Origin of the sequence: Listeria tempestatis, assembly GCF_963575625.1 — a bacterium.
Taxonomy (GTDB): Bacteria; Bacillota; Bacilli; order Lactobacillales; family Listeriaceae; genus Listeria; species Listeria tempestatis.
In genome coordinates, this window is sequence record NZ_CAUYTK010000017.1 from 1 (window position 1) to 17,282 (window position 17,282).

Below are 17,282 nucleotides of genomic sequence, written 5' to 3' on the forward strand. Positions count from 1 at the left end.
TCCTATGAATTGATTGGTGAAACATCTGTTTCATCGCTTTTTCATCTTCGTTTTGTTCAGTTTTCAAAGGTCACATTTTATCGCATTTTTGAAAAGCAGTTAGCTTTTTGCGACTTTTAAATCATATCATCTAAACGCTTGCCTGTCAACATATTTTTGAATTAATTTTATTTCAAAAACAATTGATTAGTAGCGCCGAGAACTAATATATCAATTTTAAATGAAGATGTCAATAAGTTTATGCATAAAAATGCGAGAAATTATTTTTTTTATCAATTCCTAACAAAAATAGGTCTTGAAGTTCCCTTTTTCGCATAAAAATTAATTCTTTTATGCAAAATAAAATCACCTATTCAAACATAGATGATTTTATTTTTTATTTTTCGCTTTACATTCAGGACATAATCCATAAACTTCTAGGCGATGTTTATTAATTTCATAACCTGTGACATGAGAGGCAAAATGCTCGACTTCATCTAAACCTGGATAATGAAAATCAACAATTTTTCCGCATTCATCACATATCGCATGATAATGGTTAGAAGTAGAAAAATCAAACCGGCTTGAAGCGTCGCCATATGATAATTCTTTAATTAATCCCGCATCTCTAAATACGCGTAAGTTATTGTAAACTGTTGCAACACTCATATTTGGAAAATCACCTTCAAGTGCCCGGTAAATTTCATCGGCAGTTGGATGGATATGTGAATTAATTAAGAATTCAAGTATAGCATGACGTTGAGGAGTAATTCGCACTCCTGACTGTTTCAGAATATCTATTGACTCTTTTAAATGAGTGTTAGACACCGTCATGCACTCCTTCCTTTAAATGATAAGTTTCTTATATTTTAACGGAAATGTTCATAAACTGTCAACACAACGATTTAATAGCCTCTATTTAGGTCAATTTCATTTTGTACGGTTTTGCCTAATTTGAACTTTTCTAAACTATCCAACCAGATTGCCATGCTTCGATTGATGTATTGATCAGTGTGACCAGATACGTGTGGGGTCATTGTGACGTTTGAAGCAGTCCAAATCGGGCTTTCAGTCGAAAGAGGTTCTTCGGGGTAGACGTCAAGATAGAAATGTCGAATAGTTTTTTCAGCGATAACTTTTTCTAAGACAGTGCTTTCTACCGCATTACCTCGACCGATATTAATAAATGCGGCGCTGCTTGGCAAAATGCGGAAGAAGTCTTCATCATAGATGCCTGTCGTTTCATTTGTTTTTGGTAGAACGGAAACAAAATAGTCAGCATCAGAAATGACTTTTTTAAAGTCCTGCATGGCGAAAGTTTCATCAAAGCCTGCTACGGGGTGACCGGTTGTATTTAGTCCTATGGTTTGCATGTTAAACACTTTGGCAAATTTTGCGATTTGCGCACCGATTGATCCGGCACCGGCCACGACTAATTTTTTATTTCCAAGTTCGACAACTGGGTGAGAAAACTCCCACTCTTTATTTTTTTGTGCTTCATAGAAATGTTGTAGTTGCTTAACATCATGTAATAAATAGCTCATGACAAATTCGGCCATCGGGATAGCGTGAATGCCGCGAACATTTGATATGAGAATATTTTTTTCTAAAATAGCTTGCTTAGGTAGACCATCAACACCAGCAGAAAAAACCATAATCCACTTTAATGCGCGAGCTTCTTTAATAACTTCTGTTGTAATGTCACCGCCGTAAGTCACGATACAGTCCACTTCATCTAGGTTTTTAAAATCTGTTATTTTCTTTTCGTAATAAAATATATCGTTTGGATATGCTTCTTGCTGTTTTATTTGCCAGTCTTCCGATATGGATAGTGTATATAAGATTTTCAAACAGATAGCCTCCCTTCCTATAGTTTTAGTTTATGCTTTTTTTTAAAAAACGGCAATTAAGTTGTTCTTTCAAGTTGCTGTTTTAAATTTTTTCGCATAAAATGGACTAGATAAGCGGGATTCCGCGAAATTTAAAGGAGATGTCAAGATGGATCATTCAAAATCAGATGCCATACATATGGAAGCAAAAAAACATATCGTTGGTGGTGTTAATAGCCCAAGTCGTTCGTATAAAGGCGTTGGAGGTGGCATACCAATTACGATGGAGCGAGCAAATGGGGCTTATTTTTATGATGTGGATGGGAACAAGTATATTGATTACTTGGCAGCTTTTGGCCCGATTATTACGGGGCATGCGCACCCGCACATTACAAAGGCAATCACTTTGGCTGCAGAAACTGGTGTTTTGTACGGGACACCAACTGTACATGAAATAACATTTGCTAAAATGTTAAAAGAAGCTATTCCTTCTATGGAAAAGGTACGCTTTACCAATTCAGGTACGGAGGCTGTTATGACAACCGTTCGAGTTGCTCGTGCCTATACGGGGCGGGAAAAAATTATTAAATTTGGCGGATCTTACCACGGACATTTCGATCTTGTATTGGTAGAAGCGGGGTCTGGACCTTCAACACTAGGAACGCCTGATTCAGCTGGTGTGACAGAAGCGACAGCCAAAGAAGTCATTACCGTTCCTTTTAATAACGTAGAAGCTTTTAAAGAAGCTCTTGATGTGTGGGGAACTCAGGTTGCGGCGGTGCTTGTGGAACCGATTGTTGGGAATTTTGGTATCGTCGGACCTGAACCTGGATTTTTGGAAAAAGTGAATGAGCTAGCTCACGCGGCGGGCGCGCTCGTAATTTATGATGAAGTGATTACAGCTTTCCGATTTATGTACGGTGGTGCGCAGGATTTGTTGCAAGTAAAACCCGATTTGACTGCGCTTGGAAAAATTATTGGCGGTGGCTTGCCGATTGGCGCTTATGGTGGTCGCTTAGATATTATGGAAACCGTTGCGCCACTTGGTCCGGCTTATCAAGCTGGCACGCATGCAGGGAATCCTGCTTCAATCTTATCGGGAATCGCCTGTCTAGAAGTTTTGCAAGAAGAAGGACTTTATGATCGTTTTGAAAAATACGGATTTAAATTGAAAAATGGTATTTTAAATGCAGCAAAAAAATATGGTATCACCATTACGATTAATCAAATTGTCGGAGCACTAACTGTATTTTTTACTGATAAACCTGTGCAAAATTATGAGGACGCAAAACAAACGGACGGCGAACAATTTAGTCGTTTCTTTAAACTTATGCGCGAGGAAGGTATCTTACTGGCGGCTTCCAAATATGAAGCTTGGTTTATTACAACGGCTCATACAGAAGTTGACATTGACAAAACCATTGCAGCGACAGAACGTGTATTTGCCATAATGGCTTCGGAAAAATGATTTTTATGTTATAAAATGAAAAATATGGTTATAATAAAGGTAATATAAGAATAAAATCGCCTATTAGAAAGGAACTACCTAGCATGAAATTTGGAGCTAGAATTTTAAAAACTGGTATCGCTATAAGTTTAGCTTTATTTATTGCCGAACTTTTCCAGTCTCCCTCTCCTTCACTGGCAGGGATTTCCGCCATATTTGCGATTCAACCATCCATTTACCGCTCGTATCGAACCATTTTGGAGCGAGCGCAAGGAAATGTAATCGGCGCCATCATTGCCATTGTTTTTGGATTATACATTGGAAATGACTTCATTTTAATTGGTGTAGCTTCCGTTATTTGTGTGGCACTTCTTCTTCAATTAAAACTAGAGAATACAATTGGTCTTGCCCTCGTCACACTTGTCATTGTTATGGACTCACCTGGGAATGACTTCCTTGAAATCGCATTGATTCGTTTTGGCACAATCATGTTAGGACTTGTTGCAGCATTTATTGTCAACTTAATTTTCATTCCGCCAAAATATGAGGTGGCACTATACCAACAAATTTATAATACAAACAATGAAATCATCAAATGGATTCGCTTAAATTTACGTCATGCGGCAGACTTCCCTTTACTAAAAAAAGATATGAACTGGATGCAAAAACAAATTGGGCAAATTCGTAATCAATATGAGCTTTATAAAGAAGAAAGAACTTTTTTAAAACGAAATTCCGTTTCTAAAGGGCGTAAAATTGCAATCTACAGGCAAATGATTCTCTGCTCACAAAAAGGTTATGAACTTTTAAAAATTCAAAATCGCTACGAAAATGATTACTTACAACTTAATCCCGAAAAACAAGAAATTATCAGACAGCAAATTGACTTTTTAGTCGATAAACATGAACAGCTACTACTCACCTATATCGACCGCGTTGCCGTTGATACGGATTATTTAGAAGATCACCTCGCGCAAGACCCAAAAGAACTAATGGACTTATTTTTAAATGAAATGAGGTCAGGTGACCCAGATAACAATACAGATGAATACCATTTAATGCGCATTATTGCTTGTGTTTTTGCTTATCAGGAATCGCTTGATTATTTGGAAAAACTCATTCATAGTTTTAAAATCCGACATACAGATGAAAATAAAATTGATATTAGTGTGACGGAGGAATAAGGAAAAGAGGGCTAGCACAGTGCTAGCCCTCTTTTCAACGGTATTCTTTGTACTTTTCATACCAAATATCAATATAGTCCTTTGAAAAAGGTCCTTTTTTATCCAAAATCCAGTGACTCAAAATATCTACGTTATTGCGTAAAATTCGGTCGATGGCATCAGGATATTTCATTTGGCGACGATGTTGCTCATACTCACCTTCATCAAGTAAATGGAAACGTCCATCAGGAAAAACTTTAATATCTAAGTCATAATCAATATACTTTAACGCTTCCTCGTCGACTGCAAAAGGCGTTCCTAGATTACAATAATGATACAAGCCATCTTCCCGTATCATTGAAATCACATTAAACCAATAATCGCTATGGAAATAGCAAATTGAAGGCTCTCTCGTCACCCATTTTCGCCCATCAGATTCCACGACAAGTGTATGATCATTTCCCCCGATAATAACATTTTCCGTTGCTTTTAAAACAACTGTTTTTTTCCAAGTACGATGAAGTTTACCGTTATGTTTGTAGCTCTTAATCTGAATAATTTCTTTCTCTTTTGGCAAGTACATACACACTTTCCTACTTTCTTCATGTACTAGAAGCTGTTATTCACAAATCATTATAACATAACAAAACAGTGCAAAAAACAATAAAGTAACGAAAAGCCCTTAAAAAGCTTCTTTTTTGCTTAAAAATATGAAATTTATGTTGGAAGTTCCACCACGAGTGGCATAATTATTTTTGTTCAAGCTTATACGAGTAACGTCCGCCCACCATCAACCACAATGGTTTGTCCGCGAATCATATCTGCTTGGCTACTCGCTAAAAACATAACCGCACCAACCAAATCCTGAAGCTCTACCATGCGTCCAGCTGGCGTCTTACTAACCGCATCTTCAATTAATGCTGCTTTGTTCGGAAAATGCTCTAGCGCATCCGTTTCAATTAAGCCGCCTGAAACAGTATTAACCGCTATACCAAATGGTGCAAGCTCAACCGCCAAATAACGTGTCAGCGATTCAACTGCCGCTTTAGAAACGCCAACAGTCGTATAGTTATCCAAATAGCGAATTGACCCAATTGAGCTCAACCCAATGATTTTCCCACCACCCGTTTCCTGCATCAATTTAGCCGCTTCTTGGCTAGCAAACAAAAAGGCACGCGCATTAATATTCATCGTCCAGTCCCAGTGTGTCTGTTCAAGCTCCATAAGTGGTTTTAAAACGCCACTTGCAGCATTACTTACAAACAGGTCAAGCCGCCCAAATGTCGCTTTAATTTCTGAAAACATCACACGCGTTTTGTCAACATCACCAATGTTGGCACGGAAAAGCTCACATTTTCTACCAAGCGCTTTAATTTCTGCTTGTACCTCCTCTGCTTTTTTACGATTTCGCGCAAAATTTATCGCCATATCATATCCTTCTTTTGCAAGTTGAATCGCAATTTCACGACCAAGTCCACGACTGCTTCCAGTCACTAAAGCTACTTTATTCATTTCAAATCCCCTTTTCTTTCAATAAAACTTTGCCACATTTTTTGGTATGGCACTGGAAATGCAAGCTGCTGCATTTCTTCTTCCGAAACAAATTTCGCCGTCCCTTCTGGCTTTTCACCAGTCAAATCAGCTGTCCAAACGTCCACTTCCCATACTAAATGCGAAAAAATATGTTTCACATGCGGGAGTGCTTCTTGAAGCTCTACTTCCAAACCATATTTTTGTAAAAAAGCAAGTTTTATCATTTCACTATTTGCATTTCCTTTTATTTCCACAGTTGGAAACTGCCATAAATTGGCTAGGAGCCCCGAAGTTGGACGCTGTTCCACTAAAATATGGTCATTTTGCCGAACAACAATGGCTAGAAGGTGAATTTTTTTCGACTTCACTTTTTTTATTTTCACTGGGTAGTCCAGTTCCTTACCATTTTTATGCGCTAAACAAAACGGTTGCAGTGGGCAAAGGAGACACATTGGCTTTTTGGGTGTGCAAACTAACGCGCCAATTTCCATTAAGCCCTGATTGAAAGATGCTGGATCAATTGGGTCAATTAAATCATACAGTACCGTTTCAAAAATCTTTCGCGTACTTGGTTTCATAATATCAGCATCAATTTCACATACACGGGACATAACACGCATCACATTTCCATCAATTGCAGGTTCGGCTTTTTGGTAGGCGATACTTAAAATAGCGCCAGCCGTATATGGGCCTACCCCTTTGAGATTTAAAATGTCCTTTTTCGTATTTGGTACGATTCCGTCATGTTCTTCTACAACTTGGCGCATCGCCGCTTGCAAATTACGGACACGTGAATAATAACCGAGTCCCTCCCAAATTTTAAGAATCGCATTTTCATCTGCATAAGCAAAGTCTTTCATCGTTTTAAATTGCGTCATAAACTTTGTGAAATAAGGAATAACCGTATCCACCCGCGTTTGTTGGAGCATGATTTCTGACACCCAAATCCGGTACGGGTCTCTGTTCTCTCGCCACGGAAGTATCCGCTTATTCGCTAGGTACCAACCGATTAGTGCCTTTCTGAAAGCTTCAGTTTGTTCTTTATTAAAGTATGTATGTGTCATTCGTTCACCTAAATTTCTCATAAAATTCTAATGCTCCGCACTTATGATGTGTAGTATAATGAAAACATGGGAATAGATTAATGGTTAAGCTTTTTCTATTATACAGAAGCTAGCTTTTTTTGAACAGCACTCTGCTTGTAAAGGCTTAGCTAACAGAGTAGTCATTACTCACCCACACACTTTAGTCACGGGAAGATGCCGCTTGGTTTGTAAAGTGACTCTTTCTAACTTCTTGGAGGAGGAAAGCATTTGGACACAGGCACACATGTTGTTATGGGGATTGCACTTGGGGCTCTTGCTACAATCGACCCTGTAGTTGCAAGTAGTACTCATGCTACGATGGGTATCATGGCAGCAACAATTATTGGTTCTCAAATTCCTGACATTGACACCGTATTAAAACTTAAAAACAATGCGGATTATATTCGCAATCACAGAGGGATTACACATTCCCTACCGATGCTTGCGATTTGGCCGCTCTTAATTTCAACTGTACTTTACTTTATTTTTCCGGCAGCAACATTTCTACACTTGCTCTTATGGAGCTTTATAGCAGTCGGGTTACACATTTTCGTCGACATTTTTAACGCATACGGGACGCAAGCCGTTCGACCGTTTAAAGACACTTGGGTTGCATTTGGTTTCATCAACACATTTGATTGGTTTATTTTCGGATCTCATGTTGTTGCGATTATCATCTGGCTACTCGGTGCTCCTGCCGGTCCAACATTCTTTACACTATACGGAATCCTCGTGCTTTATTATGTCGCGCGCGCAGTTACACAGCATATGATAAAACATGCCGTCAAGAATTTAATTCCTGATGCTGAGGAAATTATCATCGCTTCAACGATTCATTTCTTCCAGTGGCGTGTTGCTGTAACGACGAAAGACCACTATTATGTGGGACGTGCTTTCAAACGAAACATTTCTGTTTATGAAAAGTTTGATCGCCTACCTGTTCCAAATAATGAAATCATTCGTTCTGCGAAACAAGATAAGAATTTGGCTGCTTTTGTTTCCTTTTCAAAAGTGTATAACTGGAGAATTGAAGAAAAGCTAGATGCCACATATGTCACATTTACGGATTTGAGATACCGTAGCAACGGGCACTACCCGTTTGTTGCTGTTGTTCGCCTAGATGATGATATGAATATCTTATCATCATACACAGGCTGGATTTTCTCTGATGAAAAACTTCAGAAGAAACTCACCCCAGTAGCTGTTTAACTTTAACCTCATAAGCAAATCCCGGCTGTTACTTATAACAGCCGGGATTTTTATTAGTTCATTCTATTTACCAGTGCTGCCAACTCCACCCTCGCGCGATTCATTTGTCACATTATCCACATCAGCAACGAGATATTTTGTAAAAATGCCTTGTGCAATTCGCTCACCTTGTTCAATTTTGACACTTGCTTCACCAATATTCCGCATCGCAATCCCAATATTTCCGTCATTTGAAGGATTTTCGTAGTACGAAGCATCAATAATACCTGTATTATTAGATAAATTAAGTCCGCGTTTAATCCCAATCGAGGAACGAACATACACACTTAAAACCTCATCGTCTTGCATGTAAGTTTTCACATCTGTCCAAAAAACGTGCTGACTGCCTGGATGTAAGGTCACTTCTTCATTGGAGAAAAAATCATACCCAGCAGATCCTTTATCTGACCGAACGGGTAGTGTAATCGTTTGATTTAGAAACACTCGATTAGCATCCTTCACCACTTCAAAACCTCTTATTTTCATTTAAACTCTCCTTTATTTTCTCGAACGACATGATGCAGCGTAGCGCCGTGGCGTTCAATTTGTTGTTTGACATACTGATAGGCATATTCACTTCCGCGGTACGGATAACCTGCCTTCGCATAAGAACTTTCAAAATCCGACCAAAGCATTTCCACCCACCAGAGTGCTTTTTCTTTGTCTAAATTCGGATTTTTCGCTTGAAGCAATTGCGTGAGTTCCTCTACATATTCATTCAATCTTGCTCCACCTCTTCAAAATCAATTTCATGTTTTGCTAGATAAGCTTGTATTGTATCATATTGAAAACCTTTTTGCATGAGTGACTGAATTGTTTTTTGTCTTGCTTTCTTTGAATCCAGTCGTTTATTTTTCCGCATCAGTTTTTCAAGCTGTGCGCCAAGGATTTCTTCATCACTATTTTCATCTAATTCTGCTGTCGCATGAGCCGCCGCTTCTTTCGCAAGCTCGACCGAATAGCCTTTTTGCATTAAATCTGTGATTATTTTTTGTGTTAAAATTTTACGCGATGTTCGCTTACCGCGGCGCGCAATTTTAGCGGCTTCTTTGCTGGCATTTTCGAACTGCAAGTCTGCCGTATAAAATGGAAGTGTGGCAGTAATTAATTCGCGTGTGATGCCTTTTTCAATGAGTTCGCGTTCAATTTTGCCTTTTCCTTTTGTGGTTGTTTTCATTTGCGTTCTAATATATAGTTTTGCAAATTCGGCATCATCTAGGTAGTTCATTTCCACCAATTTTTGAATCACATTTGAAATATGCGCCTCTGAAATTTCTTGCTTCTTCAAATAATCACGTACTTCTTTTTCTGAGCGAACGCGGTGCGCTAAAAATTGAATGGCCTTGTTTAGTCCTCTTCGCACTTCATCTTCTTCCACGATTTTATCGATTAATTCATTTGTTAGCGGCATTTCTTTTTTTAACTGAAATTTCACTAATACGGCTTCGTCTACACTGAATAAATAGTTTTCATCCACAAAAATGTTGTAACGTTCTTTATTCTTTTGTTGGGTTTGGATTAAAGTTATTTTCATAAAAAAACCTCCTCTTCCATTGTATCACAGTTTTTATTTGAAGAAAGTGGGAATACAAACAAGTAAGAGGTGAGCCGATTATGAAAATTTTAATTGCTGGCGGAACTGGTTTTGTTGGGCGCCATTTGACGCATGACTTTGAGAAGTCGATGGATGACGTTTTTATTTTGACACGCGGCAATCAAGCTGATTATGCGAATGTTCATTTTATTAACTGGCTGACAAACGAAAACCCACTTCCCGATTTAAAAGAAAACGTTTTTGATGTGGTGATTAATTTAGCTGGTGTTAATTTAGCTGAGGGGCGCTATACAAAAGAGCAGAAACGCGCCATTGTTTCAAGCCGCGTGGAAGCAACGGCCGCACTCCTATCCATCGTTCGCAAAATGAATGTAAAACCAAAAGTGTGGATTAATGCAAGCGCAATTGGCGTCTACCCTTCTTCTAAAACTGCGATTTATTCTGACTTCGAAGATACTCCCATGAGCCGAGCCTTTTTAGCGCGCACTGTTTTTGCCTGGGAAGAAACAGCAATAAAAGCCGAACAATATGGCATACGTGTCGCATTCGCGCGCTTTGGTCTCATTTTAGGGAGAGACGGCGGTGCGTTTCCCATATTTGAGAAAGCTTTTCAAAATTTCTTCGGTGGACGTTTTGGTAGCGGGAAACAATGGTACTCTTGGATTCATATAGATGATGTCATTTCTGCCATCCACTTCATCATTCAAACAGAGGAATTAAACGGCGCCATCAATTTAGTTGCCCCGCACCCTGTCCAAGAGAAAAAATTTGCCGAATTACTTGGGAAGAAATTACATCGCCCGTATAAGACTCCTGTTCCTAAAAAAGTCATTCAACTTGCACTTGCAGATAAATCCGCAATGATTTTAGATAGTCAGCGCGTCTATCCTGATAAATTACTCGCCCATCATTTCGAGTTCACATTTAATACGTTAGAAGAAGCACTCGCCGATTTAATCGACTAAGAGCCCGAGGTATAGTTAGATTTTGTTTTATAAAAAAAGGAGACAAGCAAAAATCCAGTAAACATGCCATTTTCAAAAATGGATTTTACTGGATTTTTGCCTATTTGTTATTTATGTCCCGAACTCTTCGTTTATTTTTCTGATTCAGAAAGTGGAACTTCTAAAATAATTTGATTGTGCGATAATTGACGTTTTTTTCCTACAAGAAGCATGAGTTGTAACATGGTAAAGGCAATGGAGCTTCTTTTTCGGTAGGCAACAAATTTTTGTACCCAGACGTTGACGTATTTTGCCTTGTACTTTCTAAGCCCTTTAAAACCATAGAATCCTTGACTGTAGCGATAAACAAGACCTGCCATACGTTCACCGAGAAAAGCGTATTTGGATTCGCCGACATTGGCAAGTGGCGCCATCCCCATATTGAAAACTTGATAGCCATTTTCTTTAGCATTTTCAAACAAGTTAATGAAAAGGAAATCCATAATACCAGACGGTGCCTCTTTACCGTAGCGCATTAAATCAATAGAGGAAAGTTCATCATTATAAGCAGGCATCATGGACGCAAAGGCGATAATTTCTCCAGTTTCATTTTTAGCAACTGCAACCCCAGCTTGTTCTAAATAATAGGAGTCGAAAAATCCTAAAGAAAAACCTTTCTCCGTACGTCCGTCTAGCCATTCATTAGATATTTTACGTAGCACACTCCAAACCTCAGAGCTAAACGGTGCTTGTAGAATTTCAAATTGATAACCTTCACGTTCAAATTTATTCATTAAAGCACGCTCGCCTTTTTTCTTTTTCCCAGAAAGAGAGAAGTTTGTGACATCGACGTAACCTTCCTCACCTAATTTAATGAAATCAAAACCAATTTCATGTAAATATGGCAACATATCCCCGCGAACTTCGTAAAATACAGGACGGTAACCGAACAAGTCTGCTTTTTCAAGCAGTTCCAAAATAGCGGCATCTCGCCGATTTGGATTGCCCGTTGGTTCTCCCATGATGACCATTTTATCCGCAATGATTCGGAAGGCAAAAAGCACTTCACCATCTTGTGCCCAAAAAAGCAATTTATCGCGCAGGAACATGGTGTGGCTTACTTCATTCCCGCCCCATTTACGTAAATGATCACGAACTTTTTCAGACTCAAACGGGCTACCGAGCTTTTTCTCAGACTGAGAGAAATATATAAAGATAGCTACCAAGCAGATGATGGCAATTAGCATACCGATAAATCCGGTTACCCACACGTGTTCAGACGCAATTTCTAAATATTCCGGGATTTGTTTTTTATGTTGGATGTTTGGCGAATTGTAGATGCCGATGATGACATATCCAGCAAGGCAGACGATAAAAATAATTGCGTCCATAATGATTTTGCTCCATGTGTACACAAATTTTTCACGGTAAAATTCTTTTCTTGCTAAATACACGCAGAGCAGAATAATGCCAAGGAAAATCACTTGTTTAATGGAGAATACACGCGCCAAAGTGTTAAAAATCGCGCAGCCTAGTATGATAATCGTTGTAATGTAGGCTTTCTTTGTTTTGCTTTCAATGGCTCGACCTAGGCCAAGCAAGAGAAAACCAAACGCGACGTTTGTAACTTGGGAGATGAACAGAAAGCCAAAAGGCATGAGTTTATACAAAAAAGGAACGTGATAGACGGCAAACGGTGCGACTGAAGAGATTACAAGCAACAAACCACTAAAATAAACGAAAATAATAAGGAAACGATGTGCTAATTTTTGTAAAAATAAAAAGGGCAGATTTTCTAAATAGTCGTTAAATCGTTTGCCCGCTTTTTGTACAAAGAAAAATAATCCTGCAATAAACGGAATGATATAGTAAAAAATTCGGTAAAAAAGGAGCCACACAAGTGCTAATTCTTCCGAAACGCCTAGTTGTCCTAAACCATAGAGCATCACTAAATCAAATGTACCAACACCTCCTGGAACCATTGAAACGATGCCGATGACAGACGCAATAACAAAAAGTGGAAATACTTTCATTAGGTCGACTGGCTCGTTCATGAGAAAGCCAATAATGATGAAACAACCGAAAGCAAAGCCCCATTCTAAAAGCGATGCAGAAATTAAAGTTAACTCGCGTTTTAATGGTAAATCTTCAAAAAGCGATTTACTTTTCCATTTCGTGACGATAAATAAAATAGGAAAGTAAAGTCCACCGCCAAGAAGCCATGGCCAGTAATTGATAAAATGATTAGCAAAGTTTGGAACTAACAACGTTGTAAGCCCAATTAAACAATAAATCGATAGTCCAGAAACTAAAAATAATGCTATTTTCGAAATTGCAAGTAGAATTTCTTTATGCGAAGCATTCTTTCCGTAAAAACTAGCTCGTAAAGAAGCACCTAGAACACCGCCAAAACCACCAATATTGGTGAATGTATTTGTAATCCAACCTGAGGAGATGACGTGCATCGTTGAAAATTTTCCTGGTAGAAGTTTAACGATAACAAAATCATAAATAAGCATGGGCATAACGGCTATTAATCCGACAATAACCATAATAAAAATGCTTTCAGGACTTTGTGATGTTAAATTTTGTTTGAGCGAACTATAATCGACCGTTGTTAAAATGTTGATGACCTCGTAGATGACAAATAACATGATAAGAGAAACAAAGACAATTTTAACTATCTTACTGTTTCGCTTCAAAAAATCATAGGCTTGTAATAATTTTTCTTTCATTTCCATTCTCCTTCGCTTGTCAAAGAATTAACGCTTTCTTTTCCCAATTCGTTTTCGAAGCGTCGGTACGCTATACATAACAATAACTCCCAAGCAACCACTCAAAGTGTTTAAAATCACATCGTCTATATCCGTTGAACGACCTGTTGGTAGCATAATACCATCGAAACCGGTAATCAGTGTCGTTTGTGCAAATTGAACGAGTTCAATCATACAAGACGTAAGAAATACAACTAAAATGGCCATACTTGCTCTTTTACAAATTTTAAAATAAAGTAAAAAGAAAGAAAGCGGTGCAAGAAGTAAAGCATTTCCTACGATTTGAATGATTGTCGGCATTGTTGGTAATGTCTGCTTGACGGTATTTTCAATTGTCGTAAAAGGTTTGAGATTGATCATATCTGTTTGAATATAAAAATTTCCTGTGTACGTACTGCTTACAAAATCCCCCAAAGCAATGTACGTAACAAGATGATGCAACACAAACACGTATAAAATGAAAACAATAAACCAAACAAAATCAATACTCGTCTTTAAAACAGCTTTTTTTGTTAAAATAAACGTAATGATAAGCAAAAACAATCCATTTGCTGCTGAATTAATTAGCTCGGGTCTGCTCCCAAATTGAAGCGCCAGTGTAATCCCGTACCCGAGATATAAAACCGGAAGACAAAGGACAAGATATTTTAAATTTCGTGCTTGCATTAAAAAGTTTCACGCCTTCCAAATTATTTTTTCTATATAGCTAGTGTAGCAGATAGGCACCTTCTTGAAAAGCGTTCCTACATATATTCTAGCTTACATTTTTGCAAGCCTAAAATTAATTTCAAAATCCAGTTGACCTTTACGTTACGTTAAGGTTTATAATGTGAATACGGAGGTGATTGAATCGTGGAATACACAATTCAAAAAGTGGCGAAATTGGCGGGTGTAAGTGCACGTACACTACGCTATTATGACGAGATTGGCCTTTTAAAACCGGCTAGGCTTGCATCAAGCGGCTACCGGATATACGGGCAACATGAGCTAGATTTACTGCAGCAAATTTTATTTTATCGCGAAATGGATTTAGCTCTTCCTGAGATTAAAGCGCTCGTAACAGATCCTACTTTTCAGCCAAAAGAGGCTCTAAAAAGTCATCGGCAGGAACTCCTTCGTAAAAAAGAACGACTAGATGCGTTGATTCAAAATGTTGAGAAAACGCTTGAAAACATGGAAGGAATGGTGAAAATGTCTGATAAAGAGAAATTTGAAGGATTTAAGAAAGATTTAATTGAAAAAAATGAAGCGAAGTATGGTGAAGAAATTCGTGAAAAATACGGTGACAAAACGGTTGATGAAAGCAACAAACGTATGCTCAATCTTTCAAAAGAGGATTTTGCGCGGATGGAGGCACTAAATGACAAGCTGTTTGATTTGCTTGAGCGTGCGAAGACGGATACGGCTTTACAGGAAGACATTTATTTAACACATAAAGAATGGCTCTCCTTATCTTGGCCAAGCTATTCGGAAGAAGCGCATATTGGTCTTGTAAACATGTATGTTGACGATGCACGTTTCAAAGCTTATTATGATGACCGCGGAGGCGCAGGAACTGCTGAACGACTCCGTGATGCCGTTGTAGCTTCACTTTAATTAAAGAGCTTTGGACATAATGAGATTTTGCCTGATAAAAAAAGTAGGCAAGCAAAAATCCAGCAAACACGCCATTTTTAAAAATGGATTTTACTGGATTTTTGCCTATTTTTTATTTATGTTCCGGACTCTTTATTAAATCATTTATAATCAGTCTTTTTTCACTTGGTTCTTAACATTTCAAAGCAAATGCTTTATTATCAACATTTATAACATCTATTTTTTAAATCCCCGAATAGTTTTATAAATCTTTCAGCGCTTTATTTGTGTTCTTAAATGCGGTATCTGCCGCTTTGCTCCATTTTCCTTGAACCGAGCTAGAAAAAGAATCCAAATAGGCTTCACTAGAGGACTCCACTTTTTGAACGGCTTCTTTCTCCATTTCCTTCATGACCTGTTTTCGTGTTTCGGAGGTAGCTTTGCTATGTGAAGCTGTAAAAAAGTGAATCAATGATTTCTCAGCTTTCTTTTTTATATCTTCTAGCCCCACTGTTAAGCTATCAATCATGAATGCCCTCCCTCCTTCTTATCAAGCAAATATGCCTCTTCATAGCGTGTTCTTTCAAGATTATAGGTCTCTGTGGTTTGATCTATCTCCTCTTCAAGTTCGCTCGTTAGTTGCCTCACGAAATAGTTTCCTTCTTCATGTGCATGTGAAATTATTGAATATCCTTTGCTTATCGGCGGCATTAATTCCGAATCATAATGAGAGGTCACATATCTTAAACGATCTGCTAAATCATCAAGCCCCTTTTCAAATTGTCTATTTTGAAAATAAATTTCCTCTAAAGCTTCTTCTTGTTTTTTGCGCACGCTTGTATAATCTTGTTCCAGTTCTTCGAGACGTCTTTGAGAAGAAAAATTCATCTTACGTATTTCCAATCTGCTGAGCGAGCTCTTGATCATTTTGCAACTGTTCAGCAATAGCGTGCTTAATATTGTTAATTAATTCATCATACTCTTTTTGAATGGTCGTTAACTCGGTTATTTTTTTCTGGTATTTCGTTTTCGGTTTCGTTCGAATACTCACTTCTGTAGCTCCACCACTCGCCAGTGCATCAAGTCTTTCGGATTCTGAAAGGGAGATTCCAATCGTCCGAGCATCTTTTAACGTATCCCGCCATAAATCATCGGCATTATCAATTGCTTTCTTATACGTCTTTTGAAGTTCATTCATATCGTATTGAATGGTCATCTTCATGCCTTGTGTTAAAGCTAGTGCTTCAGCCGCATCCAAAAAAATCTTTTCAGATCCAGATAAGTTCCCACCACTTTTAGCAAATATTTTCTTCAAATCTTCAAGACCATCAAGTTTTTCTCTTGTATTATTTTTAGCTAGTGCCGCATAACCTTTTGCATCGGTTAACACATTACCTTCTTTATCATATTGATAGCCGCCCCACATGTGTTGTTTGCCCATATCATTCATATCTTTAGAATCAACAGCAATTAATTGTCCGACATTTTCTTTATAAACCCCATAGCCTATCGTAACTGGGTCTTTAAAATCCACATAATTATAAATCTTTCCTCGTAGCGCTTCAGCCGTTTTCTTTTGTTCGGGAGTTAAAAGGGAATAGACGTTTGGTCCCTCATATAGAAAAGCACCGCCGATTCGCGGAATATCTTTTTCATCAATATCAGAAAGTGCATACTGTCCTGTCATTGAACCTAAAGAATGGGCATAAACATAGTGTTTGGCATTGGGATACCTATTAAGTGAATTTTTTAGTGTATCGGCAGCAGATTTTAATTGTGGTGTCACAACTTTTCCGCCTGTATGCGTCAAAATTTGTGCAGCAGAAGGGATATCATTCTCTAACCAGTCTTTCCAAACATCTAAAGGTTCTTTTTTCCATTGACCTAATTCAGTAGATCCTCGATATAAAATGGTGACTTCTGTAACCTTTTCTCTTTCGGCCAGCGAAGCATTAGGTGAGACAGTTTTCTCTGTATTTGTGATAATATAAGCTTGTTCCCCGGTTGCTTTATTGTCAACTACTTGAGAAACCTTGCCTACAGTTGTCTTTTTGCCATTTATTTTTACAGGTTCACCCACTTTATAATTAATGTACTCTTGCTTAGCAATCTCAACCCTCAATTCATCATTATAATTTAGTCTTGACATG

At 38.2% G+C, this 17,282-nt stretch carries 18 protein-coding genes; 5 read left to right on the forward strand and 13 right to left on the reverse strand.

Annotation, left to right across the window (positions count from 1 at the left end; translation table 11 throughout):
- Nucleotides 1-369: 369 nt before the first annotated feature.
- Both perR and R8923_RS13510 read right to left on the reverse strand, forming a co-directional pair.
- Entirely contained in the window at nucleotides 370-813 is a 444-nt protein-coding gene (gene perR / locus R8923_RS13505) for a peroxide-responsive transcriptional repressor PerR (RefSeq protein WP_485873283.1), read from the reverse strand.
- Nucleotides 814-884: 71 nt separating this feature from the next.
- Entirely contained in the window at nucleotides 885-1,829 is a 945-nt protein-coding gene (locus R8923_RS13510) for an NAD(P)-dependent oxidoreductase (protein WP_485873284.1), read from the reverse strand.
- A gap of 148 nt (nucleotides 1,830-1,977) precedes the next feature.
- On the opposite strand from R8923_RS13510, the gene R8923_RS13515 reads away from it, so the two are divergent.
- Both R8923_RS13515 and R8923_RS13520 read left to right on the forward strand, forming a co-directional pair.
- Complete coding sequence (locus R8923_RS13515; RefSeq protein ID WP_485873285.1) at nucleotides 1,978-3,276, forward strand: glutamate-1-semialdehyde 2,1-aminomutase; 1,299 nt, start codon at nucleotides 1,978-1,980, stop codon at nucleotides 3,274-3,276.
- A gap of 83 nt (nucleotides 3,277-3,359) precedes the next feature.
- Complete coding sequence (locus R8923_RS13520) at nucleotides 3,360-4,439, forward strand: aromatic acid exporter family protein (RefSeq protein ID WP_485873286.1); 1,080 nt, start codon at nucleotides 3,360-3,362, stop codon at nucleotides 4,437-4,439.
- Nucleotides 4,440-4,473: 34 nt separating this feature from the next.
- Here the strand turns inward: R8923_RS13520 and ntdP are convergent, their stop codons facing one another.
- The 3 genes from ntdP to mutY form a co-directional block, all read right to left on the reverse strand.
- Nucleotides 4,474-5,001, reverse strand: coding sequence for a nucleoside tri-diphosphate phosphatase (ntdP, locus tag R8923_RS13525; RefSeq protein ID WP_088810924.1), 528 nt, complete (start codon nucleotides 4,999-5,001; stop codon nucleotides 4,474-4,476).
- A gap of 182 nt (nucleotides 5,002-5,183) precedes the next feature.
- Nucleotides 5,184-5,930 carry an enoyl-[acyl-carrier-protein] reductase FabL gene (gene fabL, locus R8923_RS13530; RefSeq protein WP_485873287.1) on the reverse strand — a complete coding sequence of 249 codons (747 nt, stop codon included), beginning with the start codon at nucleotides 5,928-5,930 and terminating at the stop codon, nucleotides 5,184-5,186.
- The gene (gene mutY / locus R8923_RS13535; protein ID WP_485873331.1) at nucleotides 5,927-7,015 is read right to left on the reverse strand and encodes an A/G-specific adenine glycosylase; all 1,089 of its coding nucleotides are present in this window, start codon (nucleotides 7,013-7,015) and stop codon (nucleotides 5,927-5,929) included. The genes fabL and mutY overlap by 4 nt, the downstream gene beginning before the upstream one ends.
- 249 nt (nucleotides 7,016-7,264) lie before the next feature.
- On the opposite strand from mutY, the gene R8923_RS13540 reads away from it, so the two are divergent.
- Complete coding sequence (locus R8923_RS13540) at nucleotides 7,265-8,245, forward strand: metal-dependent hydrolase (RefSeq protein WP_485873288.1); 981 nt, start codon at nucleotides 7,265-7,267, stop codon at nucleotides 8,243-8,245.
- 63 nt (nucleotides 8,246-8,308) lie between these two features.
- Here the strand turns inward: R8923_RS13540 and R8923_RS13545 are convergent, their stop codons facing one another.
- The 3 genes from R8923_RS13545 to recX are packed head-to-tail and all read right to left on the reverse strand — an operon-like array spanning nucleotide 8,309 to nucleotide 9,818.
- Nucleotides 8,309-8,770 carry a dCTP deaminase/dUTPase family protein gene (locus R8923_RS13545; RefSeq protein ID WP_485873289.1) on the reverse strand — a complete coding sequence of 154 codons (462 nt, stop codon included), beginning with the start codon at nucleotides 8,768-8,770 and terminating at the stop codon, nucleotides 8,309-8,311.
- Nucleotides 8,767-9,006 carry a YfhJ family protein gene (locus R8923_RS13550; RefSeq protein WP_485873290.1) on the reverse strand — a complete coding sequence of 80 codons (240 nt, stop codon included), beginning with the start codon at nucleotides 9,004-9,006 and terminating at the stop codon, nucleotides 8,767-8,769. The genes R8923_RS13545 and R8923_RS13550 overlap by 4 nt, the downstream gene beginning before the upstream one ends.
- Nucleotides 9,003-9,818, reverse strand: a complete 816-nt coding sequence (gene recX, locus R8923_RS13555; RefSeq protein WP_485873291.1) for a recombination regulator RecX — start codon at nucleotides 9,816-9,818, stop codon at nucleotides 9,003-9,005. The genes R8923_RS13550 and recX overlap by 4 nt, the downstream gene beginning before the upstream one ends.
- An 80-nt stretch (nucleotides 9,819-9,898) precedes the next feature.
- Between recX and R8923_RS13560 the strand changes: the two genes are divergently transcribed.
- Nucleotides 9,899-10,804 (forward strand): TIGR01777 family oxidoreductase, encoded by a 906-nt coding sequence (locus tag R8923_RS13560; protein ID WP_485873292.1) that lies wholly within the window; start codon nucleotides 9,899-9,901, stop codon nucleotides 10,802-10,804.
- Nucleotides 10,805-10,935: 131 nt separating this feature from the next.
- Here the strand turns inward: R8923_RS13560 and mprF are convergent, their stop codons facing one another.
- Both mprF and R8923_RS13570 read right to left on the reverse strand, forming a co-directional pair.
- A complete protein-coding gene (gene mprF / locus R8923_RS13565; protein ID WP_485873293.1) occupies nucleotides 10,936-13,518 on the reverse strand; it encodes a bifunctional lysylphosphatidylglycerol flippase/synthetase MprF in 2,583 nt (860 codons plus the stop codon).
- 27 nt (nucleotides 13,519-13,545) lie between these two features.
- Nucleotides 13,546-14,223 carry a VanZ family protein gene (locus tag R8923_RS13570; protein ID WP_485873294.1) on the reverse strand — a complete coding sequence of 226 codons (678 nt, stop codon included), beginning with the start codon at nucleotides 14,221-14,223 and terminating at the stop codon, nucleotides 13,546-13,548.
- A gap of 186 nt (nucleotides 14,224-14,409) precedes the next feature.
- Between R8923_RS13570 and R8923_RS13575 the strand changes: the two genes are divergently transcribed.
- Nucleotides 14,410-15,153, forward strand: coding sequence for a MerR family transcriptional regulator (locus tag R8923_RS13575; protein ID WP_485873295.1), 744 nt, complete (start codon nucleotides 14,410-14,412; stop codon nucleotides 15,151-15,153).
- Nucleotides 15,154-15,394: 241 nt separating this feature from the next.
- On the opposite strand, the gene R8923_RS13580 is transcribed toward R8923_RS13575, so the two are convergent.
- From R8923_RS13580 to R8923_RS13590, 3 genes are read right to left on the reverse strand one after another with little or no spacing between them, the layout of a single operon-like run.
- Nucleotides 15,395-15,661 carry a hypothetical protein gene (locus R8923_RS13580; protein ID WP_485873296.1) on the reverse strand — a complete coding sequence of 89 codons (267 nt, stop codon included), beginning with the start codon at nucleotides 15,659-15,661 and terminating at the stop codon, nucleotides 15,395-15,397.
- A complete protein-coding gene (locus R8923_RS13585) occupies nucleotides 15,658-16,020 on the reverse strand; it encodes a hypothetical protein (protein ID WP_485873297.1) in 363 nt (120 codons plus the stop codon). Before R8923_RS13585 ends, R8923_RS13580 begins: the two co-directional genes overlap by 4 nt.
- A 1-nt stretch (nucleotide 16,021) precedes the next feature.
- Nucleotides 16,022-17,281 carry a hypothetical protein gene (locus R8923_RS13590; protein WP_485873298.1) on the reverse strand — a complete coding sequence of 420 codons (1,260 nt, stop codon included), beginning with the start codon at nucleotides 17,279-17,281 and terminating at the stop codon, nucleotides 16,022-16,024.
- Nucleotide 17,282 lies beyond the last annotated feature (1 nt).

Excerpts from the sequence above, each read along its gene's own strand:
- perR (WP_485873283.1), bottom strand. The coding sequence starts at position 813 with ATGACGGTGTCTAACACTCATTTAAAAGAGTCAATAGATATTCTGAAA.
- R8923_RS13515 (WP_485873285.1), top strand. The coding sequence starts at position 1,978 with ATGGATCATTCAAAATCAGATGCCATACATATGGAAGCAAAAAAACAT.
- R8923_RS13520 (WP_485873286.1), top strand. The coding sequence starts at position 3,360 with ATGAAATTTGGAGCTAGAATTTTAAAAACTGGTATCGCTATAAGTTTA.
- ntdP (WP_088810924.1), bottom strand. The coding sequence starts at position 5,001 with ATGTACTTGCCAAAAGAGAAAGAAATTATTCAGATTAAGAGCTACAAA.
- fabL (WP_485873287.1), bottom strand. The coding sequence starts at position 5,930 with ATGAATAAAGTAGCTTTAGTGACTGGAAGCAGTCGTGGACTTGGTCGT.
- mutY (WP_485873331.1), bottom strand. The coding sequence starts at position 7,015 with ATGACACATACATACTTTAATAAAGAACAAACTGAAGCTTTCAGAAAG.
- R8923_RS13545 (WP_485873289.1), bottom strand. The coding sequence starts at position 8,770 with ATGAAAATAAGAGGTTTTGAAGTGGTGAAGGATGCTAATCGAGTGTTT.
- recX (WP_485873291.1), bottom strand. The coding sequence starts at position 9,818 with ATGAAAATAACTTTAATCCAAACCCAACAAAAGAATAAAGAACGTTAC.
- R8923_RS13560 (WP_485873292.1), top strand. The coding sequence starts at position 9,899 with ATGAAAATTTTAATTGCTGGCGGAACTGGTTTTGTTGGGCGCCATTTG.
- mprF (WP_485873293.1), bottom strand. The coding sequence starts at position 13,518 with ATGAAAGAAAAATTATTACAAGCCTATGATTTTTTGAAGCGAAACAGT.
- R8923_RS13570 (WP_485873294.1), bottom strand. The coding sequence starts at position 14,223 with ATGCAAGCACGAAATTTAAAATATCTTGTCCTTTGTCTTCCGGTTTTA.
- R8923_RS13580 (WP_485873296.1), bottom strand. The coding sequence starts at position 15,661 with ATGATTGATAGCTTAACAGTGGGGCTAGAAGATATAAAAAAGAAAGCT.
- R8923_RS13585 (WP_485873297.1), bottom strand. The coding sequence starts at position 16,020 with ATGAATTTTTCTTCTCAAAGACGTCTCGAAGAACTGGAACAAGATTAT.
- R8923_RS13590 (WP_485873298.1), bottom strand. The coding sequence starts at position 17,281 with ATGTCAAGACTAAATTATAATGATGAATTGAGGGTTGAGATTGCTAAG.